The sequence below is a fragment of the Mesorhizobium sp. WSM3859 genome, assembly GCF_002295065.1.
In the GTDB taxonomy this organism is placed as follows: domain Bacteria; phylum Pseudomonadota; class Alphaproteobacteria; order Rhizobiales; family Rhizobiaceae; genus Mesorhizobium.
The window spans coordinates 283,068-306,882 of record NZ_NSGG01000005.1 but is presented as its reverse complement, the minus strand read 5'-3'; the positions used below and the strand labels follow the sequence as shown (position 1 = coordinate 306,882).

Below are 23,815 nucleotides of genomic sequence, written 5' to 3'. Positions count from 1 at the left end.
GTCCGCCCAGGGCGGTGGCATGACGGGGAAAAAACTCCCCAAAGGCCGAGCATGAGCAGCGCAAAGCAAGTCATCGTCATCGGCGCCGGTATCATCGGCGCCTCGATCGCCTGGCATTTGGCGAAGGGCGGCGCTCGCGTCACTGTGGTGTCAGAGAGTGGCGCCGGCGGCGTGGCGACGCCCAATTCCTTCGCCTGGATCAATGCCAGTTGGGGCAATCCCGAGACCTATTTCCGGCTGCGCACCCGCGCCATGGCCGAATGGAAGCGTTTGGCGGGCGAGTTGCCCGGGCTGCCGCTCGCCTGGTGCGGCGGCCTTTGCTTCGACCTGCCGCCGGACAGGCTCGAAGCCTATGCGGCCGAACACTCGTCATGGGGCTACGGCATCGAGCGCGTCGACGCCAAGCGGGCGGGGCAAATCGAGCCCAACCTCGTCGAGCCACCTGACTTCGCCGTCTACGTCGCGGAGGAAGGCGTGGCCGAGCCGGCCGCAACTGCCGGGGCGCTGCTGGCGGACGCCGAACGGCTTGGCGCGCGCGTGATCGCCGGCACCGTGGAGAGGCTCGCGCTGACTGCAGGCCGGGTCACCGGCGTGGTCGTTTCCGGCGAAACCATCAGCGCGGACGACATCGTCATCGCGGCCGGTACGGGCGCGCCGGCGATCGCCGCAACGGCTGGTGTCAAATTGCCAATCGAGACGCCGCCCGGCTTGATCGTGCATTCCCGCCCCTACAAGAAGCTGCTGAACGGGCTGGTGCATGCCGAGAGATTGCATATGCGCCAGACGGCCGAGGGCCGCATCATCGCCGGCTCGGATTTCGCCGGCGGAGATCCCGGCGAGAACCCTGGGGCTACGGCGCGCGACTTGTTCGCGGTCATGAAGGCTGCATTGCATGGCGCGGACGGGCTGGAATTCGAATTCCACACGGTCGGCTACCGGCCCAATCCGGTCGATGGTTTTCCGATCATCGGGCGTGCCGAGAGCGTCGACGGCCTCTACATCGCAGTCATGCATTCGGGCATCACGCTGGCGCCGGCCGTCGGTCTCTTTGTTGCGCGCGAGATCATCGAAGGCGAGCGCGATCCGCTGCTAAAGCCTTACGGGCGGGGGCGTTTTGCGTAGTCGAACTCGTTGCCGGGCGACGTCTGTAGAGAGGTAGCGCTCTACGGTTAGCCGTATAGCGCCCACCGGGCCGTTGCTGGGGCAAAAGGCCGGACGCTGGTGCTGTCCCGGGTCATGGTCACGAAGCTCGACTGCGGAATCTCATGCCATGCGCGGCCATCGCGGTCGAAAGGTTCGGAGACGATGCAGCGTCCCGCGCGTTTGGCGAAGGCCGCGGTATAGAGGGTCGGCGCGTGATCGTCAGTGGCGTAGCGAACGGCGTGAAGCGCCTTCCCATCGCTGAAGGCGGCCGTGAGCTTCAGCGACGGCTCGACGCCGGCACGGCGCGAAGCCTCGATGACATGACCTGTGACACGTGACACGGCGCCATATGGATCGATCGAGAGTCCAGCGCCGAGCATCAGGCGGAAGAGCAATTCGGAATCCGTTGTCCCCTCGAGCTGATCGAACAGCGCATCGGAAAGCGCGTTCTCCAGCCGGCGGCGGATCTTTTCAAAACCGCCGATCTGGCCGTTATGCATGAACGACCACTGGCCCGAGATGAACGGGTGGCAGTTCATGCGGCTGGTGGCGCCGCCGGTCGAGGCGCGGACGTGGGCAAGGAATAGCCCCGACTTGATCTGCCGGCCAAGGCTTTTCAGATTGGGGTCGGACCAGGCCGGCAGGATGTCGCGGTAGAGGCCCGGCTCCGGCCGATCACCATACCAGGCCACGCCGAAGCCGTCGGCATTGGTTGGAGTTTTCGCCTCCCGCGCGTGACTGCTCTGCGCAATCAGTGAATGGGAAGGCGCGGCGATGACGTCTTCGAGGAAGATCGCGTCGCCGAGATAGGCAGCCCACCTGCACATTGTCCTGTCATCCCTTTGCTCGTGCGTTTTCAGGCGCGCGAATGATTTCCATTCGCCGCTCGTTGGGCGCCACAGATGACAGGGCAACGGTTTAACGTCCTTACGCCGCGCTTATGTTTTGCTGATCCTTGGTTCAGCCCGCCAGCGCCAACGGGGCCACGGCCGGCGCAAATGGCCGGATGCTGATGCCGCCCCTCGTCATGGTAACGAAGCTCGAGGGCGGGATCGCCTGCCAGTCGCCGCCGTCGCGGTCGAAGGGCTCGGAGACGATGCAATGGCCGGCGCGCCTGGCGAAGGCGCCGGTATAGAGCGTCGGCGCATGGTCGTCGGTGGCATAGCGCACGGCGTAGAGCGCCTCGCCATCGGAAAAGGCGGCCGTCAGTTTCAGGGCCGGCTCGATGCCGGCGCGGCGCGAGGCTTCGACGACGCAGCCGGTTGGCCGCGACACCGCGCCTTGCGGGTCCGTCGCCAGCCCCTGATCGATCATCAGGAGAAAGAAGAGTTCGGAATCGGTCGTGCCCTCGCGCTGGCCGAAGACGTCGTCGGAGAGCGAATTCTCCAGCACGCGGCGGATCTTTTCGAAGCCGCCGATCTGGCCGTTATGCATGAACGACCAGCGGCCGGAGACGAACGGGTGGCAGTTCATGCGGCTGGTGGCGCCGCCGGTCGAGGCGCGGACGTGAGCGAGGAACAGGCCGGATTTGATCTGCTGGCAAAGGCTTTTCAGGTTGGGGTCCGACCACGCCGGCAGGATGTCGCGGTAAAGGCCGGGCTCGGGCCGGTCGCCATACCAGGCGAGACCAAAACCGTCGCCATTGGTCGGCGACTTGGCTTCCTGGGCGCAGTGGCTTTGGGCGATCAGCGAGTGGCAGGGCGCGGTGATGATGTCTTCGAGGAAGACTGCTTCACCAAGATAGGCCGCCCACCGGCACATCGCATTCCACCATCTATCAGGCGCGATCCATCAGAGCCGCCGGCTCCTTGACCGCGTGCGAGCCTCTGTTGTGCGTGCGCTCATAGAGTTCGCGCACGATTCGGCTCGCCGTAGTTTCGAACAGAAACGGCAAGAAAGCGTGAACAAGCGCGGCGCCTGCCGCCATCGACAGGCGCGAGCAGAACCAGGCGGCAAAGGCCATGTGGCCGAAATAGGTCTCGCCGACCTTCTCCGGATGCGAGGTGAACAGTGCCGTAACCCGTGTCGTCATGGTGATCCCTCCTGCCGGGATGAGTCCCGATGGTGAGTATCGTGCCATAGAGCTTTGGTTCATCGGTCCCAAATTGTCCTTGCTTTTGGCTGTTTGGTGAGACATTTTCCCAATATGACTGCCGATATTGATAAGATTGATCGAAGATTGCTGGCCGAGCTGCAGCGCGACGGCACGCTTTCGGTCGACCAGTTGTCGGAGCGGGTGGCACTTTCACGCAATGCCTGCTGGCGGCGCGTCAAGCGGCTGGAAGAGGACGGCGTCATCACCGGCCGCGTGGCGCTGGTCGATGCCGACAAGCTGGGGCTCGGCCTCTCGGTCTTCATCCTGATCCGCACCTCCAACCACGACCCGGAATGGCTGCAGAAGTTTCGCGCGGCGGTGACCGGCTTTGCCGAGATCACCGGCGTCTATCGAATGTCGGGCGACCTCGACTATGTGCTGAGAGCCCGGGTCGCCGACGTGAAGGCCTATGACCGCCTCTACCAGCGGCTGATCGCCAAGGTGGCGCTGTCGGATGTCTCGGCCTCCTTCGTCATGGAGGAGATCAAGGAGACGACCGTGGTGCCGGTGGAACTGCGCTGACGCGGAACCGCCTTGAAAGAAAGGCGTTGATAGCTCTGCTGCCGGGTTGACCGAATCGGCCCCTGCGCCGATAGGAGTGGGCTCATGCGCACCGCTGTCTATCCTACCTCCGTCATCGGCCCCACCGTCGGTTTCGTCAGGCTCCCGCATGGCGAGGGCCTGCCTCTGCCGGCCTATGAGAGCGCGGGCGCGGCCGGCATGGATTTGCGGGCCGCGGTGCCAGAAGACAGGCCGCTGCTTATTCTGCCGGGAAAGCGGGCCCTGGTGCCGACCGGGCTTGTCCTGGAAATCCCGGAAGGCATGGAAGGCCAGGTGCGGCCACGCTCGGGCCTTGCCTTCAAGCATGGCCTCACCGTCCTCAATTCGCCCGGCACTGTCGACAGCGACTATCGCGGCGAGGTGAAAGTGCTGCTGGTCAATCTCGGCGACGAGGACATCGCCGTGACGCGCGGCATGCGCATCGCCCAGATCGTCTTTGCCGCGGTGACGCAGGTTACGATCGAAGAGCGCGCGCTGGCCGGCGGCACGACGCGCGGCGCGGGCGGTTTCGGGTCAACCGGCACGGCTTGATGCAAGTTCCAAAGCTGGTCATTTTCGACTGCGACGGGGTTCTGGTCGATACCGAAAACCTTGCCAATTGGCGCCTCGCCGAATGGCTGAGCGCCGCCGGCTTTGCGACGAACTTCGAATATTGCCGCAAGAATTTTTCCGGCCGCAGCATGGCCTCGGTGCAGAAAGAGATCGAGGAGACGACAGCGGTCCGGCTCGGCGCCGACTTCGTCGAGCGTTGGAATGCCGGCCTGCCGGATCTTTTTTCACACGGCGTCGAGGCGATCCCTTATGTGCGTGAGTTCGTCGAGGCCGTCCGCGCCGCCGGCATCGCCTATTGCGTCGCTTCCTCTGCGCGGGTGTCGAAAATGCACATCACGCTCGGCCAGACCGGCCTGTTGCCGCTGTTCGAGCATGCAATGTTTTCCTCGACCATGGTCGGGCGCGGCAAGCCGTTCCCGGACCTGTTCCTGCATGCGGCCAAGACCATGGGCTTCGCGCCCGCCGATTGCATCGTCATCGAGGACAGCGTCGCGGGAACGCAAGCCGGCATTGCCGCCGGCATGCGGGTGTTCTCCTACCACGCCGATCCACTCACCGACCGCGATGGCCTGGCAGCCGCCGGCGGCATTCTGTTCGACGACATGCGGGAACTGGCAGGGCTGGTGCCGATCCGCTGATCATGCCCGGCTGCGCACCGCAAAACACCGTGCTAGCGTGGGCACATCCGAGGGGTGCGGTCCATGATTTCCATACTATGCCGTTTCATGCTCGCCTGCCTGCTGCTGCCGTGCCTGTGGGCGGCCGCGCTGGCCCAGGACGTCAGCTTTCCGGAGCTGAGCAGCGCTGTCGGAGGTCGTCAGGACGTCACCTATCTTGATCTTGCCAAGATGGTCGTCCCCGACCTGAAGGCAGGCGCCAACGGCTTCTACGACGGCAGCGCCCCAATCGATGTGCGCGACATCCTCGGCGGCGAAGAGGGCGGCTCGCCGCCCGAGACCGTCAACCTGCCGAACGCGGCGGTGCTCGCCGTCAAGGCCGGCGGCAAGGACCGATTGGTGATACTTTTCGACCTCGGCCAGTCGCAGGACAGCGCCGAAGGTTTCGCGGTGCTGGCGCTCTACGACCTGGCGGGCAAGCCAAAGCTGCTCGATGCTGTGAATGTCGCAGTCGACAGGCTCACCTCTTTTCGCGAACCTGCCAAAGTTTCGATCGCCGCCGGCGACGATGCCATCGTGACCACGAGCACGCATTTCAACTCGAACCAGGGCTATGCCGGCACCATGCTGATCATGGTCCACAACGACCGCTTCTCGCTGATCGACGCGATCTATACGTTCGACGAAAATTACTGCGCCTACCGGCGCACGCAAAACCTGGCCTTCCAAAGCCTTGGTGGCCAGAAGCCTTATGCGCGCCTAAAGGCCACGGTGACGGACGCGACGGTGCCAAGCGGCGAAAGCTGCGACGAGGTATCGCCAAAGGCCAGCTCTCACGACATTTCCGTCACCTATCGTTGGGACAAGGCCAAGTCGCGCTATGTCCGGAATTCCGATGCCTTCGAGAAATTGTCAGCAGAGAACGAGAAACGCTTCTGAAGGAAACGCATTCATTTGCCCGGTCCCGGCCCGCGCGATAGATTTCCCCCCACGACCCCGCTCGTGATTGAGGACCCGCCATGGACAAGGGCAAGATTTTTCGCGACCTGCATGCCTCCACCTTCGTCATGCCCAACCCCTGGGACATCGGCACGACAAAGCTTCTCGCTTCATTCGGCTTCAAGGCGCTGGCTACGACCAGCGCCGGCTTCGCCTTCTCGCGCGGCCTGCCGGACGGCGCCGTGACCTTCGAGGCCATGATCCACCATTGCCGCGATGTGACCGCGGCAACCGACCTGCCGGTTTCGGCCGATCTGGAGCGCGGCAAGGGAGACAGCCCCGAGCAGGCGGCCGAGACCATCTTCGCGGCGGAGGCCGCAGGGCTTGCCGGCTGCTCGATCGAGGACCACACGGGCGACCCCGCCAACCCGATCTATGATTTCTCTCATGCCGTCGAACGCGTCGCGGCCGCCGTCGAGGCGGCCAGGGCGCTCAAGCGCGATTTCGTCTTCACCGCGCGGGCCGAGAATTTCCTCTGGGGCAAGACCGACCTCGACGACACCATCAAGCGGCTGCAGGCCTTCGAGAAGGCCGGCGCCGACGTGCTTTATGCACCAGGCATCGGCGACGTCGAGATGGTGCGCACGATCTGCTCGTCGGTGAGCCGTCCAGTCAATGTGATGGCGCGGCCGGGCTTCACCATCGCCGACCTCGCCACGGCCGGCGTCAAGCGCGTCTCGCTTGGACCGTGGCTGACCAATTTCGCCTATGGCATGCTGGAGACGGCGGCGCGCGAAATCCAGCAGGACGGCACGTTTGGCTTCACCCGCGTGGCAATGCCGTTCGGCAAGCTGCAGGCGCTGTTTCGCGGCGGCGCGGCCGAACTGGACTAGACCGGCTCCCGCGCCGAAACCGCCTTGTGCAGGTGCACCATCATGGCGGCCGCGAAAAGCGGCGTCAGCAGGTTGAGCAGCGGCACGGAGAGGAACAGGGCGATGACCAGCCCGGCCAGGAACACCGTGCCGGCATATTTGCGGCGCAGCGCCTTGGCCTCCGCCTCCGGGCGGAAACGCATGGCGGCGAATTCGAAGAATTCGCGGCCGAGCAGATAGCCGTTGACGATGAAGAAGGCGGCAATGTTGATGCCCGGCACCAGAAGCAAGAGCAGCGCCACGATATTGCCGAGGACCACCACGCCGAAGAATTTGATCGCCAGCGCCAGCGAATGCAGCGCCGGCACGGCGCGGCCGGGCGGATCGTTGGGATAGTCGGTACGCTCGACCACTTCGGCGACATCGTCGAGGAACAGACCGGCGACGACCGCCGTGACCGGGGCGATGAGCAAAGCCATCCCCACCGCCAGCACGATGCCGGCAATGATGGCGCTGAGCCACCCGGCCCAGGATGGCAGGCCCGGCAGGAGCGTCTGCAGCCACGGCCAGGTCAGCCATTCGAGCAGGCTTTCCAGGCCGAGCCACAGCGCCAGCAGAGCGAGCAGCGTCAGCCCCAGCGTCTTCAGGAAGACAGAACGGAATTCGGGCGAGAACAGCCGGCTGGCGGCGGCGCGGGCAGCATCTAGGATCACGGCGGGTGCAGACCCCTTATCGAGAAACGACGCCCCCGAGATAGGCGGCGAGGGAGAGCGGCGCAACTGCAAGGCGAGATCGTCGCCGACCGTTCACGTTTTTCCCGCGATCGCTCCTGCCCGCCTGGCGGGAATGGTCATTGCCGCAACGCCGGCGACGACGAAACCCATGCCCCCCCAGGCGGCCGGCCCCAGGCTTTCGCCCAGGAAGACGGCGCCGATGCCGGCAAGGCCGGCATCGCGGAAGGCGATGGCGATTTTCGGGGTAGGCAAAACAGCGGCAACTCGCTAGACCCGCGCCCGGCCGGCATGCCAGATAGCCGGGTGGGTTCTGGGCGGAGATTTTGATGCCGGAATATGACGTGCTTTGCATCGGCAATGCCATTGTCGACATCATCGCGCAATGCGACGAGGCTTTTCTCGAGACCAACGGCATCATCAAGGGCGCGATGAACCTTATCGACGCCAGGCGCGCCGAACTGCTGTACAGCCGCATGGGGCCGGCGATCGAGGCTTCCGGCGGCAGCGCCGGCAACACCGCCGCCGGCGTCGCCAGCCTCGGCGGACGGGCCGCCTTCTTCGGCAAAGTGTCGAACGACGCGCTGGGCGAGATCTATACGCACGACATCCAGGCCCAGGGCGTGGCCTTCGACACCAGGCCGCTTACAGGCCAGCCGCCCACGGCGCGCTCGATGATCTTCGTGACGCCAGACGGAGAGCGGTCGATGAACACCTATCTCGGCGCCTGTGTCGAGCTTGGTCCCGAGGATGTCGAGGCCGACAAGGCGTCCGGCGCCAGGGTGACCTATTTCGAGGGGTATCTGTGGGATCCGCCGCGCGCCAAGGAGGCCATCCGCCAGACTGCAAGACTGGCGCATGCGGCCGGCCGCGAGGTGTCGATGACGCTGTCGGATTCCTTCTGCGTCGACCGCTACCGCGACGAGTTCCTCGAGCTGATGCGCTCCGGCACCGTCGACATCGTCTTTGCCAACAGCCATGAGATCAAGTCGCTCTACCAGACCGCTTCCTTCGAGGAGGCGCTCGGCGCCATCCGCAAGGATTGCAGAATAGCCGCCGTCACCCGTTCCGAGAAAGGCTCGGTCATCGTGCGCGGCGACGAGACCGTCATCATCGAGGCGACGAAGATCAAGGAGCTGGTCGACACGACCGGCGCCGGCGATCTCTATGCCGCCGGCTTCCTTTACGGCTACACGACCGGAGGCAGCCTCAAGGAGTGCGGCGACCTCGGCTCGCTGGCGGCCGGTTTGGTGATCCAGCAGATCGGCCCGCGCCCGCGCCAGAATCTGCGCCGCGAGGCCGAGCAAGCGGGATTGCTCTAAGGTCTCTCACCTCTCCCCTTGTGGGAGAGGTCGGATTGCCCCGATTTGTCCTTACAAATCGGATGGCAATCCGGGTGAGGGGTAAGCAGCACCAAGCTGGAGCACCCCTCATCCGGCTCGGCGCTGCGCGCCGATCCACCTTCTCCCACAAGGGGAGAAGGAAGAACGCCAGCTGTCGCGCCCCTGTCACAGAGCGCTCCTACACGCGAAGATAGGGCGTTCCGCGACTGACTTTTTTCGGCACGCCAAACCAGGGGTGTGAAGATGCAAGCCAGCAACCTGCCGGGCCGCGGCGTCCGTTGCCGCCGCAATCTGTGCTTTCCGCAATAGAATTTCGGCAACCGCCGGCGCCTGGGGAGGAGCGCGGGCCACAAGACGAACGCATGACCAGACTTCAGACTCCACCCGAGGGGATTTCGCAAGAGACCTTGGCAGGCTTAGTGACCGAAGCCGTGCAGCAGACATTGATGCAGCAAGGTGTGCTGCTGGACGCACAGGCCCTGGTTTCAGCCAGCGCGCTCGCCGGCAGCGTGGCGGCCGCCCTTCCTTTCCTGCCGCCGGCGCAGCGCAATGCGATCGATTCCTTCAAAGGTGATTGGACCGCGCTCGTGTCCGAGTTCTTCCGCTCGGTGCCGGAGAGAATCGCAGGCGGAAGTCCGACGGTGTCCGATCAGGCTTCAGGGCGCGTGCCGGAGGCGGGAAGGCCTCAAAATATCGCGGAACGCGCGGCCGATCTTCAATCGATGCTGCTTGAGGATTGGGCCGGCGAGGTCGCCGGCTCGACCTATCTGGAAGAGAAGCTGCGCATTCCGCGGTCGACACTGCATCGCTGGCAAAGGCGCGGCGAGGTCGTCGCGTTGCGCAAGGGCGGCCGCAAACATGTCTTCCCACTGGCCCAATTCGTCGACGGCAGGCCGGTCCTGGGTATCAGCGACGTGCTGTCGGCGATCGGCAATCCGAGGCTTGCCTGGTTCTGGCTGACCCGCCCCGAGCCCGAGCTAAGTGGCCGCGTCCCTATCGAGATGTTGAGGGAAGACATGGTCGCGGACGTGGTCCGCGCCGCGCGCACCGTGTCCTGAGCGGTTCCGGCGGTAAGGTTTCTGCGCAGCCGCGCGACGGAGTTTAGCCGGATAATTAAGTGTGATATAACTGTAATAATTGGCACATTTGGCACATTCCCGAGATTCTTTGGTGTTTCGATTGTATAAAGTGTGCAATTTGTCCCAATTTTACAAATATATGACGTGATATTTGGGCAACAAGACCTTTATAAGAGTCAAAATGTCGCCTTTCCGACACAATCTCTGTTGTGCGCGACCGCCGATTGGGCCATGTCCACAGCGAAGAAGCGGCGCCGGTGCGCGTACTTTTTCAACGATGGGGACGGGGGTGGCAAAAGCCGAACGGCATGTCAGGCCTGTCTTGAACCTTTGACTGGAGATTCAAGAAAATGAACATCAAGAGCCTTCTTCTCGGCTCCGCTGCGGCCCTGATCGCAGTTTCGGGCGCCCGCGCCGCCGACGCGGTGACCGTTGCCGAGCCAGAACCGGCCGAATATGTGAAGATCTGCGACGTCTATGGCGCGGGTTACTTCTACATACCCGGCACCGAGACCTGCCTGCGCATCGGCGGCTATGTCCGCTATGACGCGGGCGTCGGCGATGTCGGCTCGTTTGACGGCCCAAGAGCGTCGACGTCCAAGACGGTGATGTCCAGAACACCTGGTATAAGAACACCCGCTTCACGCTGAAGACCTGGACCGGCCAGGAAACCGAACTCGGCACGTTGAAGACCTACACCGAAACACGCTTTAATTTCGGTGACAGAAACCTCGTCACCGATGCACGCGGCAACGTCGACAACAATCCCGCCGCCAACAAGGCGACCGACCTGCATTTCGCCTGGATCCAGCTCGGCGGCTTGCGCGTCGGTAAGGATGAGACGCCTTATGACCAGTTCATCGGTTATGCCGGCAATGTCATCCAGGACACGATCATCCCGTATGGCATCAAGGACACCAATGTCGTCAGCTACTATTTCGACGCCGGCAGCGGCTTCTCGGGTGTCGTCTCGCTCGAAGAAGGCTCCGGTGTCACCGGCACCATCGACAGCTATGTTCCGCACGTCGTCGGCGGCCTGAAGTACAAGGGCGAGTGGGGCGCGCTCACTGGCGTCGTCGCCTATGACAGCAATTACGAGGAAGTGGCCGGCAAGGTTCGCCTCGATGTCAACGTCAACAAGGAACTATCCCTGTTCATCATGGCCGGCTACGGCACCGACGACAACCTGAGCGACGATGCGGGCAACGCAATCGATGCCCACGGGCGCGGCTTCTACAAGCCATGGGGCGGCAACTGGGCTGTATGGGGTGGCGGCACCTACAAGTTCAACGACAAGACGTCCTTCAATGTCCAGGCATCCGCCGACGACGACAAGAACTATGCGTTGGCGGCAAACGTCGCCTACACCATTGTCCCGGGCTTCACGATCACGACCGAAGTTGACTGGGATCACTTCGGCCACTTCGACGACGGCACCCCGTTCGGCAATTGGACCAAGGCCGACAAGAAAGACAGCGTCGGCGGCATCGTCCGCTCCCAGCGCAATTTCTGATCGACCCTGCAGGCCCAACCGAAAGGCCCGCGGCATCGCCGCGGGCCTTTTGCCATTTGGATCGGCCGAGAAGCCGTTGCGCCGGCCCGTCAATTCCCCGCCGTATAGGCCGCGATCGCCGCCATGTTGACGATGTCCGAGTCTTTGGCGTTGAGCGAGACGATCTGGACCGGCTTGTTCAAGCCGACCAGTAGAGGGCCAATGACGGTCGAGCCGCCGAGTTCTTGCAGCATCTTGGTCGAGATCGAGGCCGAGTGGAAGGCCGGCATGATCAAGACATTGGCCGGGCCGGTCAGGCGGATGAACGGATATTGCGCCATGGCGCGCGGGTTCAGCGCCACGTCAGCCGCCATCTCGCCGTCATACTCGAAATCGACGCGGCGCTTGTCGAGGATGCGTACCGCCTCCTGCACGCGCTCGGAGCGCTCGCCCTGCGGGTGGCCGAAGGTGGAATAGGCAAGCATGGCAATCCTCGGCTCATAACCCATGCGGCGGGCAAAACCCGAGGCCTCCTCGGCGATGTCGGCGATCTGCTCGGCGTTCGGCATGTCGTGTACGGCGGTGTCGGCGACGAGCACGGTTCTGCCGCGCGCGAGCACGATCGACACGCCGATCACGCGGTGGCCGGGCTTGGCGTCGATGATGCGGCGCACATCGTCCAGCGCGGTGGAATAGTTGCGGGTGACGCCGGTGACGATGCCGTCGGCGTCGCCCAGCGCCACCATGCAGGCGGCGAAATGGTTGCGGTCGTTGTTGATCAGGCGCTGGCAGTCGCGGAACAGGAAGCCTTTTCGCTGCATGCGCTCGTAGAGATAGTCGGTGTAGATGCCGTTGCGGCGCGACAGCCTGGCGTTGATGATCTCGATGCCCTGCTTGTTGAGATCGATGCCGGCGTTGCGGGCGTTATCCTTGATGACGTCGTCGCGGCCAAGCAGGATCGCCGTGCCGAGCTTCTGGTTCACATAGGAGACGGCGGCGCGCATCACCTGCTCCTCCTCGCCTTCGGCGAAGACGATGCGCTTGGGCTGGCGGCGCACGCGATCATAGATGCGCTGCAGGGTCGAGGCGATCGGGTCGCGGCGGGCGGACAGTTCCTGCGCGTAGCGGTCGAGATCGAGGATCGGCTTGCGCGCGACGCCCGATTCCATCGCGGCCTTGGCGACCGCCAGCGGGATCGCCGAGATCAGGCGTGGGTCGAACGGCACGGGGATGATGTAGTTGGGACCGAATTTCGGCCGGTTGCCCTGATAGGCGGCGGCGACATCGTCCGGCACGTCCTGGCGCGCCAGCTCGGCCAGCGCGCGTGCCGCCGCGATCTTCATCTCGTCATTGATGGTGGTGGCCCGGACATCCAGCGCGCCCCGGAAGATATAGGGGAAGCCCAAAACGTTGTTGACCTGGTTCGGATAGTCCGAGCGGCCGGTCGCCATGATGGCGTCGGTGCGGATCTCGCCCACCTCCTCGGGCGTGATCTCCGGATCGGGGTTGGCCATGGCGAAGATGATCGGGTTCTTCGCCATCGACTGCACCATGGCGGTGGTGAGCGCCCCCTTGGCGGACAGGCCGAGGAAGACGTCGGCGCCGTCGAGCGCCTCGGCGAGGCTGCGCGCCTCGGTCTTGACCGCATGCGCCGACTTCCACTGGTTCATGCCTTCGGTGCGGCCCTGATAGACGACGCCCTTGGTGTCGCACAGGATGACATTTTCCGGCGCAAAGCCCATCGCCTTCATCAGTTCGATACAGGCGATGCCGGCCGCGCCCGCGCCGTTGCAGACCATCTTGGTGGTCTTCATGTCGCGGCCGGTGACCTCCAGCGCGTTGATCAGCCCGGCGGCCGAGATGATGGCAGTGCCATGCTGGTCGTCGTGGAAGACGGGAATGTCCATCAGCTCGCGCAGCCGCTGCTCGATGATGAAGCATTCCGGCGCCTTGATGTCCTCGAGATTGATGCCGCCGAAGGAAGGCCCGAGGAAGCGCACGCAATTGATGAATTCGTCGGCATCCTCGGTATCGACCTCGAGGTCGATGGAATCGACATCGGCGAAGCGCTTGAACAGCACCGCCTTGCCCTCCATGACCGGCTTGGAGGCCAGCGCGCCGAGATTGCCGAGGCCGAGGATGGCGGTGCCGTTGGAGATGACGGCGACCATGTTGCCGCGCGTCGTGTAGTCGAAGGCGCGGCTCGGATCCTCGGCGATGGCGCGCACGGGAACGGCGACGCCCGGCGAATAGGCGAGGCTCAGATCGCGTTGCGTCGCCATCGGCTTGGTGGCGACGATCTCCAGCTTGCCGGGCCGCCCCATGGCGTGGAATTCCAACGCCTCCTCGGGGCTGACGGAGGGGCCGTTGCTTTCGGTTTTCCTGGCCATGATGCCTGACGTTTTCCTCACCAATTCGCGCTCTTGAGGCGAGCGCATTCTTTTGAATTACCGCTTAAGGCCATACTCCGCCGCTGTAAACCGCCAAGCGATCAAGTGACGGTGTCCGTACGCGCTGCCGGCGAAAGTCAAATCTTGCCCGATGAGATCGCGGCAATCTCGCGCAGGTGCTCGCGCACCGGGGCCCAGCGCGTCAGCCCGGAGGTGCCGGCGAACGGCCATTCGGAGAAGGGCGGATCATTGCTTCCCTTGCGTTGCTTAAGCGCCGAGAGATAAGCCATCAGTTCCAACCGTTCCGCCTTTACCCTTTCAAGCGTGCGGCCGCGGATCTCCTCCCGCGGTATGGCGCGGTCGCGAAGCCGCTCGACCGCGCGGCGGATCGCGGCCGGCTCCGGCTCGACGATCATGCAATAGTCCGGATCGAAATAGACGTCGCGCCCGCCGATGCTCGGTGTCGAGACGATCGGTAACCCAGCCAGCAGATACTCCATGCTGGAATACATCGCCCCTTCGACGGCGGACAGGCACAGGCCGACCGCGGCCTGGTTGTAGACATGGTTGACCTCGGCGGAGGTCAACCTGCCGGGCAGGCCATCAACGAGCGGATTGGCGATGCTGTGAAGCGGCGATTGCGCCTGCAGGCGGCGGATGAAGGCGCGGTCGCCGGCCGGCGGCAATTCGCCGATCGAGGACGTCACATGGACCAGTTTTTCGATCTCGAAAGCGAGATAGTGCCGCTTGGTGTGCGAGATGCGGCCGTTGTAGACGGCATCGTACTCGACCGGCACGTCCGGCAGCGGCCGGAAGACGTCTTCCGAAATCATCAGATTGTGGTTGGAGAAGATCGCTTTGCCGCCAACGCCTGTAATCAGGCGTCGCTCCTCTTCTGTGTTGCAGAGGAAGATCAGCTCGTGTTTGGGGCAAACTCTGGCGAACCAGGCGAGATCCTTGCGTATCTGCTCGATGACGGCAAGCCGCTCCAGCGTCCAGTTCGGCATCAGAAGGAAGGTAGCGCGCCGTGGCGCAAGGCGTCGGCAGAAGGCGGCCAGAGCGTAGAGCGGGCGCCTGCCGCCGACAGGTACATAGAGGATCAACGGATCGCGATTGAAAATGTGAAGAGGCATGTCGATGCTGCCATCGAGGTCTGAAAGCGGCCCGCGCGCCGGAAGGATGAAGGGCAACCGTATCCGCGTCCACGCCTTGATTTTGGTTCTGGTTCGGTTGGACCGGTTAGTGGCAAGAAGCCTAATACGGCCGAGCGGCGAGCCGGCGGGGCCGACCATTTCCTCGAACGTCTCGTGCCCGTCCTTCTTCATCGTCCCGCCCTTCTCCTGCCGGCGATCCATATGTCGGCCGACGGCATGAGGCAACATTCCTTCCGCACCCTGTCCTGCTGATGACGGCAACCGCCCAGTCTTCCCCTGCTTTTCGCGCCGACGGCATTAAACCGGGCTGCCAGTTCTGCTAGCGTCCGGGCATGAACATGCACATGCCGACCGACACAGACGCTCAGGAGACGACGACGCCTGCGCCCGCCACCGGCGGCGTCACACCGATGATGGAGCAATATATCGAGATCAAGGCGGCGAACCCTGACTCGCTTTTGTTTTACCGCATGGGCGATTTCTACGAGCTGTTCTTCGACGACGCGGAGAAGGCGAGCCAGGCCCTCGGCATCGTTTTGACCAAGCGCGGCAAGCACCAGGGGCACGACATCCCGATGTGCGGCGTGCCGGTGCATGCGGCGGACGACTATCTGCAAAAGCTGATCGCGCAGGGTTTTCGCGTCGCCGTCTGCGAGCAGATCGAGGATCCGGCCGAAGCTAAGAAACGCGGATCCAAATCCGTGGTGCGGCGCGACGTGGTGCGGCTGGTCACACCGGGCACCATCACCGAGGACAAGCTGCTTGCGCCCTCGGAATCAAGTTTCCTGATGGCGCTCGGCCGCGTGAAAGGCGGCGCGGCCAGCCAGGCCGGCTTTGCCTTGGCCTGGATCGACATTTCGACCGGCGCCTTCCGCGTCGCCGAGACGAGCGCCGAACGGCTGCTTGCCGACATTTTTCGCGTCGACCCGCGCGAATTGATCGTCGCCGAGCCGGTCTTCCACGATCCGGAGCTCAGGCCGGTCTTCGATGTGCTCGGCCGGGTCGCCAACCCGCAGCCGCCTTCGCTGTTCGATTCGGCCTCCGCCACAAGCCGCATCGCGCGCTTCTTCGAGGTCGCGACGCCCGACAGTTTCGGCACCTTCTCGCGCGCCGAACTGTCGGCGATTTCCGGCGCCATCGCTTACGTCGAAAAGACGCAAAAAGCGGAACGCCCGCCGCTGTCGCGTCCCGAGCGCGAGGAGCAGGGCTCGACGCTGTTCATCGACCCGGCGACGCGCGCCAATCTCGAACTGCTGCGCACGCTCTCCGGCAGCCGCGACGGCTCGCTGTTCAAGGCGATCGACCGTACGGTGACCGGCGGCGGGGCGCGCTTGCTCGCCGACCGGCTGATGGCGCCGCTGACCGACCCGGCAGCGATTGCCGCCCGGCTGGATTCGGTCTCCTTCTTCCGCTCCGAAACGCGGCTCTGCCAAGGCTTGCGGGCGAGCCTGAAAAGTGTCGCCGACATGCCGAGGGCGCTATCCAGGCTGGCGCTCAACCGCGGCGGACCGCGCGACCTCGGCGCGCTGCGCGCCGGCTTCGAGGCGGCCCGCGCGATCGCCGAATTGTTCGCGGCCGCCGCCCTGCCCGCCGAACTCGCTGCGGCGCTGGCCGCGATCAAGGCCTTGCCCGAGGCGCTTGCCCGCCATCTCAGCGAAGCGCTCGACGACGAGCTGCCGCTGATCAGGCGCGACGGCGGCTTCGTGCGCACCGGCTATCACGCCGAGCTCGACGAGATGCGGGCGCTGCGCGACGAATCGCGAAAAGTGATCGCGGGACTGGAGCGCTCGCTGATCGAGGAAACCGGCATCCGCTCGCTGAAGATCCGGCACAACAATGTGCTCGGCTATTACATCGAGGTGACCGCCAACCATCACTCGATCATGACCGGCAGCGACGCCGCCAAGGCGCGCTTCATCCATCGCCAGACCATGGCCAACGCCATGCGCTTCACCACGACGGAACTGGCGGAGCTGGAATCGAAGATCGCCAACGCCGCCGACAAAGCGCTCGGCATCGAGCTCGCCGCCTTCGACCGGCTGACCGCGGAAGTAGTGGGTGCGGCGGACAGCATCCGCGCCGGGGCGGAAGCGCTTGCCGCTCTGGACGTGTCGGCGGCATTGGCGCTCTTGTCCGAAAGCGAGGGATGGTGCCGGCCACTGGTCGATGCCGGCCTCGCCTTCGAGATTGTTGGCGGGCGCCATCCGGTGGTCGAACAGGCGCTCAGACGTTCCGGCGAAGGTCCGTTCGTCGCCAATGATTGCGACCTGTCGCCTGAGGGCGGGGCAAAAGCCGGCGCCATCTGGCTGCTCACCGGCCCCAATATGGGCGGTAAATCGACATTCCTCAGGCAAAACGCACTGATCGCCATCCTTGCCCAGACCGGCTCCTTCGTGCCGGCGCAAAGCGCCCATATCGGCGTCGTCGATCGCCTGTTCTCGCGCGTCGGCGCCTCGGACGACCTGGCGCGCGGCCGCTCGACCTTCATGGTCGAGATGGTCGAGACGGCGGCGATCCTCAACCAGGCCGGCGAGCGGGCGCTGGTGATCCTCGACGAGATCGGCCGCGGCACGGCGACCTTCGATGGGTTGTCGATCGCCTGGGCGGCGGTCGAATATCTGCACGAAAAGAACCGCTGCCGGGCGATTTTCGCCACGCATTTCCACGAGATGACGGCGCTGGCGGGCAAGCTCCCCCGTCTCCACAACGTCACCATGCGGGTCAAGGAATGGGAAGGCGATGTCGTCTTCCTGCACGAGGTCGGCAAAGGTGCGGCCGACCGTTCCTACGGCGTGCAGGTGGCGCGGCTGGCCGGCCTTCCGGAAGCGGTCGTCGCCCGCGCCAAGGAAGTGCTGCATCAGCTGGAAGAGGGCGAGGTTTCGGGCAAGACCAACCGGTTGGTCGACGACCTGCCGCTATTTTCAGTGGCGGTGAAGCGCGAAGCCCCGAAACCGGCAAAAAGCGATGCGCTGGGCGAAGCGCTCGGCGCGATCAATCCCGACGAGATGACGCCGCGCGAGGCGCTGGAGGCACTCTACCGGCTGAAGGGACTGGCGAGCCGGTAATCAAAACAATCGGAACATCGGCGTCACCAGCCCTGCCGACTGGAACCAGCCGAGCAATTCGACCGCGAGTATCGCCGCAAGGAAGTAGGAGCCGTCGATGGCGGTCCGCTTCAGCGCCACCGCGTCGAAGGTGACGGGAGACGGGCTCAGGACATCGTCGTCATCGCGCCGCAGGCGGGGAAAGAAGGCCGGTACGCTGCGACGATAGCGCCGATAGGGCTCGCCAAAGATGGCATCCAGCGCGACCACTTCGCGCGCCGCGACATAGGAAAAGACCAGGCAGGCGAAGACAAAGAGAAACGCCGAAAGGATCAGCGACCCGAATGTCAGCCCGACGCCTGCCAACCCAAGGGCCGAGAAGAAATAGAGCGGGTTGCGCGTATAGGCATAGGGGCCGGTCGTGACGAGCTCACGGTTCTTGCGTCCGCCAACATACAGCGATGCCCAGCAGCGGCCGCCGATGCAGATGAGGATCAGCACGGTACCCGCAAATTCCAGCACTTCGCGAAAGGTGCTGCCTTGCGACCAGCCGCTCTCCGCAAGCAGGCCCGGCGCCAGGAGGACGGGAGCAGCCAGCCAAAGGAAGCGTATCCTTCTGCCTTGTTGAAAAACCGGCGCGGAAAGCGGCATCGGGGACTTCTTCTGCATTTGCATCGCCTCAATCGTTGCGCAGCGCGGCTCCCTTGTCGGTCCAGGCCGGCGGCAGTCCCATCCGATCGCCGACAAAGCCGACCAGTCCGGGTGATTTGCCGAATGCCTTGCAGGCCGGGTATTTCGGCTCCCTGCCGAGCATGGCGCGCATCTCCGCCCTGGTCGGGAGCGACGGCAGCGTGCCGAAGGGCGTCTTGCCGGTGACCAGGAGCTTGCTGAAATCTTGGCCGAATTTCGCCGCCAGGTCGTAGGCGTCGCCCTCGCGCGCGACCCGGCCCGAATCCAGCAGGGCGTTCGCGCCACGCCCCCAGATCATGGCCGCCGCCTGCTTGCCGTTGTCACCAACCGCTTCGGCTTCAAGCGACAGGCTGCCCAATCCGATCGGCAGGCGCGGAACCGGAATACGCATTTCGGGCAGCGCGACGGAAACCGCGGTGGACGCGACCTTCGACACGCCCACCGCCAGCGCATTCGTCGGCGTCGCATGCGTTACCATTGCGTGGACCGTCAGGTCGGCCGGCTCGGTCAGGGCGACCACTTGAAAGCGCTGGCTGAGGCCGGAGCAGAGGGTCCTGTCGACGGCATTGGCGATCAGGCCGCGTTGCGCCGGCGTCAATGTCGATTTTCCAGCGGCGGGCGGTGAAAAGCCCGTCGGAATGATCCGAACGGTTTTTGCCGCAAGCACGTCGTCCTTGCTCACCCGCATCAGCGAGCGGGCCAACCAACCGTCCGACGGTTTCAGCTCGTCATAGGATTGCAGCGAGCCCACCTGATCCAGCGGCGCGGACGCGCAGCCGACCGCGAGCATGCTCAAGACCAGCACAAACGGCCATATTATGCGATGGTCGGCGCGGCAAGCGCGCCGATCGGCCAGGCCGCGACCGATGTGAGCCTCGCGACGGGAACGCAAGCAAGCTGCCATGGATGCCTCTGCATGGGTGTGCCCGGCGGGGCGTGTTGGGGAGCATCAATAATTGCACTCAGTGCAATAAATTGATGGCGTCATTATGGCGAGGCGCAATGACGGGACTTGAATATGCGCCAAATTTCCTGTCGCATCCGGGGAGCGGTCATGGCAGGAGCGCTCCATGAACGATGCGCCAAAACCAGAAGGCCTGCGCGAGCGGAAGCGGCGGGAAACATCCCGCCGCATCGCCGACGCCGGCCTGAAAGCTTTCCTGGCCAATGGCTATGACGCGACCACGCTCGACGAGATAGCTGCCGCCGCCGGCATCTCGCGCCGGACGTTCTTCCACTATTTCCAGAGCAAGGACGAGGTGCTGCTTGCGACTCTGGGCAACTACGCAAGCATGGTCAAAGCGTTGATCCTTGCCGAGCCGCCAACCGGATCGACGATGGACATCGCCCGCGGCGCATTGCTCAATCTTGCCGGCAGCTTCCAGGCATCAGAAATGATGGCGACCGCCAAACTCATGCGAGAAAGCAAGACGCTGCGCTCGCGCACGCACGCAGGCTACCTGCAGCTCGAGCAAGCCATCTTCGACGGGTTATGCGAGTTGCGGCCGGACCAGGCCCGCGACAGTCTGCGACTGGTCGCCCTGGTGGCGGTCGTCGCGTTGCGCCTGGCCGTGGAGACATGGCAGCAGCAACATGCCAGGCATCCGCTGGAAGGATATGTCCGGGATGCCTTTGAAAGGCTGAAAACCGAGATTCGATAAGTCCAGCCGCCCGAGATGTCGCAAAGAACAAAAGCTATGTTGACTCATTGTACCGACCGGTACAATGTCGACTATCGATAATCGAAACCGACAGGAGATCTCATGAGCCGCCCGCCACTGCCACCCTTCACGGCCGAAACGGCGGCGCAAAAGGCGCGCCTTGCCGAGGATGCCTGGAACAGCCGCGACCCGGAACGGGTTTCGCTCGCCTATACCGAGGACAGCGTCTGGCGGAACCGGGCCGAATTCGTCTCGGGCCGCGGCAAGATCGTCGGCTTCCTCAAGCGCAAATGGGCGCGCGAGCTCGACTATCGGCTGATCAAGGAGGTGTGGACCTGGAACGCCAACCGCATCGCGGTGCGCTTCGCCTATGAATGGCGCGACGACAGCGGCCACTGGTTCCGCTCCTACGGCAACGAGAACTGGGAGTTCGACGAGGCAGGGCTGATGCGCCGCCGCGTGGCGAGCATCAACGACCTGCCGATCGCCGAGCACGAGCGGAAATATCACTGGCCGCTCGGCCGCCGGCCCGACGACCATCCCGGCCTTTCGGAACTCGGACTGTAAAGCCCGCGAATGCGCAGGATCGCGCCCGATCGCGACGGGCTGCTGGCCATGATCGCCGAGGTTTTCCGCGAGCATGGCTATGAGGGCGCCAGCCTGGCCCTGATCGGCGAAGCGACGGGGCTGGGCAAAGGAAGCCTGTACCACTTCTTTCCCGGCGGCAAGGAAGAGATGGCGAGAGCCGTCATTGCCCATATCGACGGCTGGTTCGAGGACAATGTCTTCGCGCCGCTGCGCGACAGCTCCGACCCGTCGGCGGGGATCGAGCATATGCTTGCGGCGACGGACAGCTATTTCCGCTCGGGACGGCGCGTTTGCCTGATCGGCGCCTTCGCGCTGGACGAATCGCGCGACCGCTTCGCCGGCCAGATAAGGGACTATTTCGGCCGCTGGGTCACGCATCTCGCCGATGCGCTGGCGCGATCCGGGCACACGCCGGGCGAGGCCAGCGAGCTGGCCGAGGAAACCGTCGCCGCCATCCAGGGCGCGCTCACGCTTGCCCGCGCCGCCAACGACCTCGATGTGTTTTCAAGGGCCTTGCGCCGACTGCGGATGCGGCTTGGGCTACCAGTCGGGATCTAGAGCCGGTCGCTACAAGGGCTGGAAGCGAAAGCCTGTTTCGGTCCGGGAAACCCGGCCGACGCCCGGCGAATCGAGATGCGCTCCGGCAACGCACCAGGCGTTGTCGGCGGCAAGGGCCAAGATCCGCAGCCGGGTCGCCCGCGCCTGTTCCTGGTCGGCGTCGAATTCCCAGGCGACCTCCGGCCGCTCGAACTGGAGCGACGGCACATGGACGAGGTCGCCCCAGACCAACAATGTTTCGCCGCCGCTCGTGACGCGAAAGCATGTGTGACCGATTTCGTGGCCCGACGCCGCGACCGCCTCGATATTCGCGCTCAGGCGCTGGCCAGGGTCCAACGGTTCTGCTCGATCATGGAAGCGGCTCAACCTCGCTACCGACCGGAACATGTCGAGCTCGGCTCGAGGCACAAGCAGGCGAGAGAGTTGCGGAAAGCCGTCCTTCCCATCCGGACGGACGAGCCCGTGGATATGGTCGAGATGGGTGTGGGTGAACGCAACCGTGCGAATCCGGTCGATGGCGATCTTCGCCTCGCTCAGCGCCTGCGGCAAAAGCCCCATCGTCGGGTGCCAGGCGTTCGAGGAACCCGTGTCGATCAGCGTGATTTCATGGCTGTCGTCGATGGCAAAGGCATTGACCGACAATCTGAGCGCGCCGTCGAAGAGCGGCACCTGCGACGGGAAATCGTCGCCGAAAGGCTTGTCTCCCGGCTGGCGCATCCGCCTGACCGGCATGTCGACGTAACCGTCGCGCAGCGAGGTGACTTTGATGTCGCCGATTTTGTAGGTTGCGTGACGGGACCCGTCTGAAACTCGTTCCACCGCTTACTCTCTTTCAGCCGCACATGTGAGGTTTCAGCTAGATCATCTCGAGCCCGCGCTTGCGCGTCGGCGGCGGGAAGGCGCGGTCGAGATCGGCGAAATCCTCGGGCGTCAGCTTGATGTCGAGCGCGGCGGCGTTCTGGCGGACATGCTCCTGGCGGCCGGCCTTGGGGATGGCGATGACGCCCGGCTGCGCCATCACCCAGGCGAGCGCGATCTGCGCCGCAGTGGCGTTGTGCCGGGCAGCAACGGCCTCCAGCCGCGCATTGCGGGCGAGCGCGCCCTGCTCCACCGGCGAATAGGCCATCAGCGGGATGCCGCGCTCCGTGCACCATGGGGCCAGATCGAACTCGGGGCCGCGCCGCGACAGGTTGTAGAGCACCTGATTGGTCTGGACATTGCCGCCCCCTTTCAAGCCGACCAATTCCTCCATCTCGTCCGTGTCGAAATTGCTGACGCCCCAGTGGCGGATCTTGCCTTCCCTCTTCAAGATTTCGAAGGCCTCGACGGTTTCGGACAGCGGCACGCTGCCCGGCCAATGCAGCAGATAGAGATCGATGCGGTCGGTGGCGAGCCGTTTCAGGCTGGCCTCGCAGGCGCGCTTCACGCCGGCGCGCGAGGCGTTGGACGGCAGTACCTTGGAGACCAGGAAGGTCTCGTCGCGGCGCCCGGCGATCGCGTCGGCCACCACCTCCTCGGCGCCACCGCTGGCATACATTTCGGCGGTGTCGATGAGCGTGATGCCGAGGTCGAGCCCGAGCTTCAGCGCCGCCACCTCATCGGCGTGGCGGCGGCGGTCCTCGCCCATTTTCCAGGTGCCCTGGCCCAGCACCGGAACGGCCTCGCCGGACGGCAGCTTTAGGGTTCTGACTGTTGACGGCATGGCTTTCTCCGCGTGGGGCCGGATCGCAGCACAGCCAAAACCGGAAATCCAGACCAAAGCCGCCTGGCCGCCTGGATTTCCCGGGAGCGGGTTGGAGCGGTTCAGCGTTTCGCGGAACCGCCGAACCGCTCCAAGTATTTGTTTCTACGCAATTCCAGACGGAAAACCGCTACACACTTTTCCTGGAATTGCTCTACTTCGCCGGGTGCTTGGCGAGCCAGTCTTTCATTTCCTTGATCTCGGCTTCCTGCGCCTTGACCACGCCTTCGGCGAGCTTGCGGATTTCCGGATCCTTGCCGTTGGCGATCACCACCTTGGCCATGTCGATGGCGCCCTGATGATGCGGGATCATGCCGCGGACGAAATCGACATCGGCATTGCCGGTGTATTTGATCATCATGTCCTTGTGCATCTTCTTCATCGCCGCCTCATAGCCCGCCGTGGCCGGGCTCTGGGCGCCCATGGCCATCTTGGACATGTCGTGCTTCATCTCCTCCGACGAGGCCGGAACGCTTTCGAGGAAAACGGCAATCAGCATTCCCGCCGCCATCAAAAGCAGCACGATTTTCTTGGCCAGGGTCATTCAGGTCTCCTTGTGGTTGAG

At 64.3% G+C, this 23,815-nt stretch carries 24 protein-coding genes and 1 pseudogene; 13 read left to right on the top strand and 12 right to left on the bottom strand.

Features of this window, described 5'->3' with window-relative positions; all coding sequences use genetic code 11:
• The first annotated feature begins 51 nt into the window (after nt 1-51).
• Nucleotides 52-1,122: an FAD-binding oxidoreductase gene (locus CK230_RS14015; protein ID WP_095817745.1), complete on the top strand. Its 1,071-nt coding sequence runs from the start codon at nt 52-54 to the stop codon at nt 1,120-1,122.
• Between the two features lie 47 nt (nt 1,123-1,169).
• Here CK230_RS14015 and CK230_RS14010 read toward each other — a convergent pair whose 3' ends face one another.
• The 3 genes from CK230_RS14010 to CK230_RS14000 all read right to left on the bottom strand — a co-directional run bounded on the left by CK230_RS14010 (nt 1,170) and on the right by CK230_RS14000 (nt 3,175).
• On the bottom strand, nt 1,170-1,970 hold the full coding sequence (locus CK230_RS14010) for a class II glutamine amidotransferase (protein WP_095817744.1): 801 nt from the start codon (nt 1,968-1,970) through the stop codon (nt 1,170-1,172).
• A 133-nt stretch (nt 1,971-2,103) separates the two neighbouring features.
• Nucleotides 2,104-2,904: a class II glutamine amidotransferase gene (locus CK230_RS14005; protein WP_095817743.1), complete on the bottom strand. Its 801-nt coding sequence runs from the start codon at nt 2,902-2,904 to the stop codon at nt 2,104-2,106.
• Between the two features lie 16 nt (nt 2,905-2,920).
• Entirely contained in the window at nt 2,921-3,175 is a 255-nt protein-coding gene (locus CK230_RS14000; RefSeq protein WP_095817742.1) for a DUF6356 family protein, read from the bottom strand.
• Nucleotides 3,176-3,289: 114 nt separating this feature from the next.
• Here CK230_RS14000 and CK230_RS13995 point away from each other — a divergent pair, with 114 nt between their 5' ends.
• From CK230_RS13995 to CK230_RS13975, 5 genes are all read left to right on the top strand, one after another.
• A complete protein-coding gene (locus tag CK230_RS13995) occupies nt 3,290-3,760 on the top strand; it encodes an Lrp/AsnC family transcriptional regulator (protein ID WP_095817741.1) in 471 nt (156 codons plus the stop codon).
• Between the two features lie 84 nt (nt 3,761-3,844).
• Nucleotides 3,845-4,330, top strand: coding sequence for a dUTP diphosphatase (gene dut / locus CK230_RS13990; protein ID WP_095817740.1), 486 nt, complete (start codon nt 3,845-3,847; stop codon nt 4,328-4,330).
• Nucleotides 4,330-4,989: an HAD family phosphatase gene (locus tag CK230_RS13985; RefSeq protein WP_176480093.1), complete on the top strand. Its 660-nt coding sequence runs from the start codon at nt 4,330-4,332 to the stop codon at nt 4,987-4,989. Before dut ends, CK230_RS13985 begins: the two co-directional genes overlap by 1 nt.
• A gap of 63 nt (nt 4,990-5,052) precedes the next feature.
• Complete coding sequence (locus tag CK230_RS13980) at nt 5,053-5,907, top strand: hypothetical protein (RefSeq protein ID WP_095817738.1); 855 nt, start codon at nt 5,053-5,055, stop codon at nt 5,905-5,907.
• Nucleotides 5,908-5,987: 80 nt separating this feature from the next.
• The gene (locus CK230_RS13975; protein WP_095817737.1) at nt 5,988-6,800 is read left to right on the top strand and encodes an oxaloacetate decarboxylase; all 813 of its coding nucleotides are present in this window, start codon (nt 5,988-5,990) and stop codon (nt 6,798-6,800) included.
• On the opposite strand, the gene CK230_RS13970 is transcribed toward CK230_RS13975, so the two are convergent.
• Both CK230_RS13970 and CK230_RS13965 read right to left on the bottom strand, forming a co-directional pair.
• Complete coding sequence (locus CK230_RS13970) at nt 6,797-7,492, bottom strand: sulfate transporter family protein (protein WP_095817736.1); 696 nt, start codon at nt 7,490-7,492, stop codon at nt 6,797-6,799. The genes CK230_RS13975 and CK230_RS13970 overlap by 4 nt on opposite strands.
• A 93-nt stretch (nt 7,493-7,585) precedes the next feature.
• Nucleotides 7,586-7,765 carry a hypothetical protein gene (locus tag CK230_RS13965; protein ID WP_095817735.1) on the bottom strand — a complete coding sequence of 60 codons (180 nt, stop codon included), beginning with the start codon at nt 7,763-7,765 and terminating at the stop codon, nt 7,586-7,588.
• A gap of 74 nt (nt 7,766-7,839) precedes the next feature.
• Here CK230_RS13965 and CK230_RS13960 point away from each other — a divergent pair, with 74 nt between their 5' ends.
• From CK230_RS13960 to CK230_RS13950, 3 genes and pseudogenes are all read left to right on the top strand, one after another.
• Complete coding sequence (locus CK230_RS13960; RefSeq protein ID WP_095817734.1) at nt 7,840-8,832, top strand: adenosine kinase; 993 nt, start codon at nt 7,840-7,842, stop codon at nt 8,830-8,832.
• A gap of 383 nt (nt 8,833-9,215) precedes the next feature.
• On the top strand, nt 9,216-9,911 hold the full coding sequence (locus CK230_RS13955; protein WP_095817733.1) for an antitoxin Xre/MbcA/ParS toxin-binding domain-containing protein: 696 nt from the start codon (nt 9,216-9,218) through the stop codon (nt 9,909-9,911).
• Nucleotides 9,912-10,282: 371 nt separating this feature from the next.
• Nucleotides 10,283-11,445, top strand: a pseudogene (locus tag CK230_RS13950) (porin).
• 89 nt (nt 11,446-11,534) lie between these two features.
• Here CK230_RS13950 and CK230_RS13945 read toward each other — a convergent pair.
• Together CK230_RS13945 and CK230_RS13940 are read right to left on the bottom strand one after the other, a co-directional pair.
• Nucleotides 11,535-13,814, bottom strand: a complete 2,280-nt coding sequence (locus tag CK230_RS13945; protein ID WP_095817732.1) for an NADP-dependent malic enzyme — start codon at nt 13,812-13,814, stop codon at nt 11,535-11,537.
• A 137-nt stretch (nt 13,815-13,951) separates the two neighbouring features.
• Entirely contained in the window at nt 13,952-15,196 is a 1,245-nt protein-coding gene (locus tag CK230_RS13940) for a glycosyltransferase (protein WP_245429909.1), read from the bottom strand.
• A gap of 116 nt (nt 15,197-15,312) precedes the next feature.
• On the opposite strand from CK230_RS13940, the gene mutS reads away from it, so the two are divergent.
• Nucleotides 15,313-18,033, top strand: coding sequence for a DNA mismatch repair protein MutS (gene mutS / locus CK230_RS13935; protein ID WP_245429908.1), 2,721 nt, complete (start codon nt 15,313-15,315; stop codon nt 18,031-18,033).
• On the opposite strand, the gene CK230_RS13930 is transcribed toward mutS, so the two are convergent.
• Nucleotides 18,034-18,681 carry an isoprenylcysteine carboxylmethyltransferase family protein gene (locus CK230_RS13930; RefSeq protein ID WP_176480092.1) on the bottom strand — a complete coding sequence of 216 codons (648 nt, stop codon included), beginning with the start codon at nt 18,679-18,681 and terminating at the stop codon, nt 18,034-18,036.
• Nucleotides 18,682-18,691: 10 nt separating this feature from the next.
• A complete protein-coding gene (locus CK230_RS13925; protein ID WP_245429907.1) occupies nt 18,692-19,492 on the bottom strand; it encodes a DUF3313 domain-containing protein in 801 nt (266 codons plus the stop codon).
• Nucleotides 19,493-19,772: 280 nt separating this feature from the next.
• Here CK230_RS13925 and CK230_RS13920 point away from each other — a divergent pair, with 280 nt between their 5' ends.
• The 3 genes from CK230_RS13920 to CK230_RS13910 all read left to right on the top strand — a co-directional run bounded on the left by CK230_RS13920 (nt 19,773) and on the right by CK230_RS13910 (nt 21,509).
• Nucleotides 19,773-20,363 carry a helix-turn-helix domain-containing protein gene (locus CK230_RS13920; protein WP_095817728.1) on the top strand — a complete coding sequence of 197 codons (591 nt, stop codon included), beginning with the start codon at nt 19,773-19,775 and terminating at the stop codon, nt 20,361-20,363.
• Between the two features lie 102 nt (nt 20,364-20,465).
• On the top strand, nt 20,466-20,930 hold the full coding sequence (locus CK230_RS13915) for a nuclear transport factor 2 family protein (protein WP_095817727.1): 465 nt from the start codon (nt 20,466-20,468) through the stop codon (nt 20,928-20,930).
• A 9-nt stretch (nt 20,931-20,939) separates the two neighbouring features.
• Complete coding sequence (locus CK230_RS13910) at nt 20,940-21,509, top strand: TetR/AcrR family transcriptional regulator (protein ID WP_095817726.1); 570 nt, start codon at nt 20,940-20,942, stop codon at nt 21,507-21,509.
• A gap of 9 nt (nt 21,510-21,518) precedes the next feature.
• On the opposite strand, the gene CK230_RS13905 is transcribed toward CK230_RS13910, so the two are convergent.
• From CK230_RS13905 to CK230_RS13895, 3 genes are all read right to left on the bottom strand, one after another.
• Entirely contained in the window at nt 21,519-22,328 is an 810-nt protein-coding gene (locus tag CK230_RS13905; protein WP_095817725.1) for an MBL fold metallo-hydrolase, read from the bottom strand.
• A gap of 37 nt (nt 22,329-22,365) precedes the next feature.
• Complete coding sequence (locus CK230_RS13900; protein ID WP_095817724.1) at nt 22,366-23,211, bottom strand: aldo/keto reductase; 846 nt, start codon at nt 23,209-23,211, stop codon at nt 22,366-22,368.
• A 193-nt stretch (nt 23,212-23,404) separates the two neighbouring features.
• Nucleotides 23,405-23,794, bottom strand: coding sequence for a DUF305 domain-containing protein (locus CK230_RS13895; RefSeq protein ID WP_095817723.1), 390 nt, complete (start codon nt 23,792-23,794; stop codon nt 23,405-23,407).
• Nucleotides 23,795-23,815 lie beyond the last annotated feature (21 nt).

What these genes read in the sequence shown, in the direction of transcription:
- CK230_RS14015 (WP_095817745.1), top strand. Translation starts at nt 52, where the DNA reads ATGAGCAGCGCAAAGCAAGTCATCGTCATCGGCGCCGGTATCATCGGC.
- CK230_RS14010 (WP_095817744.1), bottom strand. Translation starts at nt 1,970, where the DNA reads ATGTGCAGGTGGGCTGCCTATCTCGGCGACGCGATCTTCCTCGAAGAC.
- CK230_RS14005 (WP_095817743.1), bottom strand. Translation starts at nt 2,904, where the DNA reads ATGTGCCGGTGGGCGGCCTATCTTGGTGAAGCAGTCTTCCTCGAAGAC.
- CK230_RS14000 (WP_095817742.1), bottom strand. Translation starts at nt 3,175, where the DNA reads ATGACGACACGGGTTACGGCACTGTTCACCTCGCATCCGGAGAAGGTC.
- CK230_RS13995 (WP_095817741.1), top strand. Translation starts at nt 3,290, where the DNA reads ATGACTGCCGATATTGATAAGATTGATCGAAGATTGCTGGCCGAGCTG.
- dut (WP_095817740.1), top strand. Translation starts at nt 3,845, where the DNA reads ATGCGCACCGCTGTCTATCCTACCTCCGTCATCGGCCCCACCGTCGGT.
- CK230_RS13985 (WP_176480093.1), top strand. Translation starts at nt 4,330, where the DNA reads ATGCAAGTTCCAAAGCTGGTCATTTTCGACTGCGACGGGGTTCTGGTC.
- CK230_RS13980 (WP_095817738.1), top strand. Translation starts at nt 5,053, where the DNA reads ATGATTTCCATACTATGCCGTTTCATGCTCGCCTGCCTGCTGCTGCCG.
- CK230_RS13975 (WP_095817737.1), top strand. Translation starts at nt 5,988, where the DNA reads ATGGACAAGGGCAAGATTTTTCGCGACCTGCATGCCTCCACCTTCGTC.
- CK230_RS13960 (WP_095817734.1), top strand. Translation starts at nt 7,840, where the DNA reads ATGCCGGAATATGACGTGCTTTGCATCGGCAATGCCATTGTCGACATC.
- CK230_RS13955 (WP_095817733.1), top strand. Translation starts at nt 9,216, where the DNA reads ATGACCAGACTTCAGACTCCACCCGAGGGGATTTCGCAAGAGACCTTG.
- CK230_RS13945 (WP_095817732.1), bottom strand. Translation starts at nt 13,814, where the DNA reads ATGGCCAGGAAAACCGAAAGCAACGGCCCCTCCGTCAGCCCCGAGGAG.
- CK230_RS13940 (WP_245429909.1), bottom strand. Translation starts at nt 15,196, where the DNA reads ATGTTGCCTCATGCCGTCGGCCGACATATGGATCGCCGGCAGGAGAAG.
- mutS (WP_245429908.1), top strand. Translation starts at nt 15,313, where the DNA reads ATGCCGACCGACACAGACGCTCAGGAGACGACGACGCCTGCGCCCGCC.
- CK230_RS13930 (WP_176480092.1), bottom strand. Translation starts at nt 18,681, where the DNA reads ATGCAGAAGAAGTCCCCGATGCCGCTTTCCGCGCCGGTTTTTCAACAA.
- CK230_RS13925 (WP_245429907.1), bottom strand. Translation starts at nt 19,492, where the DNA reads ATGCTCGCGGTCGGCTGCGCGTCCGCGCCGCTGGATCAGGTGGGCTCG.
- CK230_RS13920 (WP_095817728.1), top strand. Translation starts at nt 19,773, where the DNA reads ATGAACGATGCGCCAAAACCAGAAGGCCTGCGCGAGCGGAAGCGGCGG.
- CK230_RS13915 (WP_095817727.1), top strand. Translation starts at nt 20,466, where the DNA reads ATGAGCCGCCCGCCACTGCCACCCTTCACGGCCGAAACGGCGGCGCAA.
- CK230_RS13910 (WP_095817726.1), top strand. Translation starts at nt 20,940, where the DNA reads ATGCGCAGGATCGCGCCCGATCGCGACGGGCTGCTGGCCATGATCGCC.
- CK230_RS13900 (WP_095817724.1), bottom strand. Translation starts at nt 23,211, where the DNA reads ATGCCGTCAACAGTCAGAACCCTAAAGCTGCCGTCCGGCGAGGCCGTT.
- CK230_RS13895 (WP_095817723.1), bottom strand. Translation starts at nt 23,794, where the DNA reads ATGACCCTGGCCAAGAAAATCGTGCTGCTTTTGATGGCGGCGGGAATG.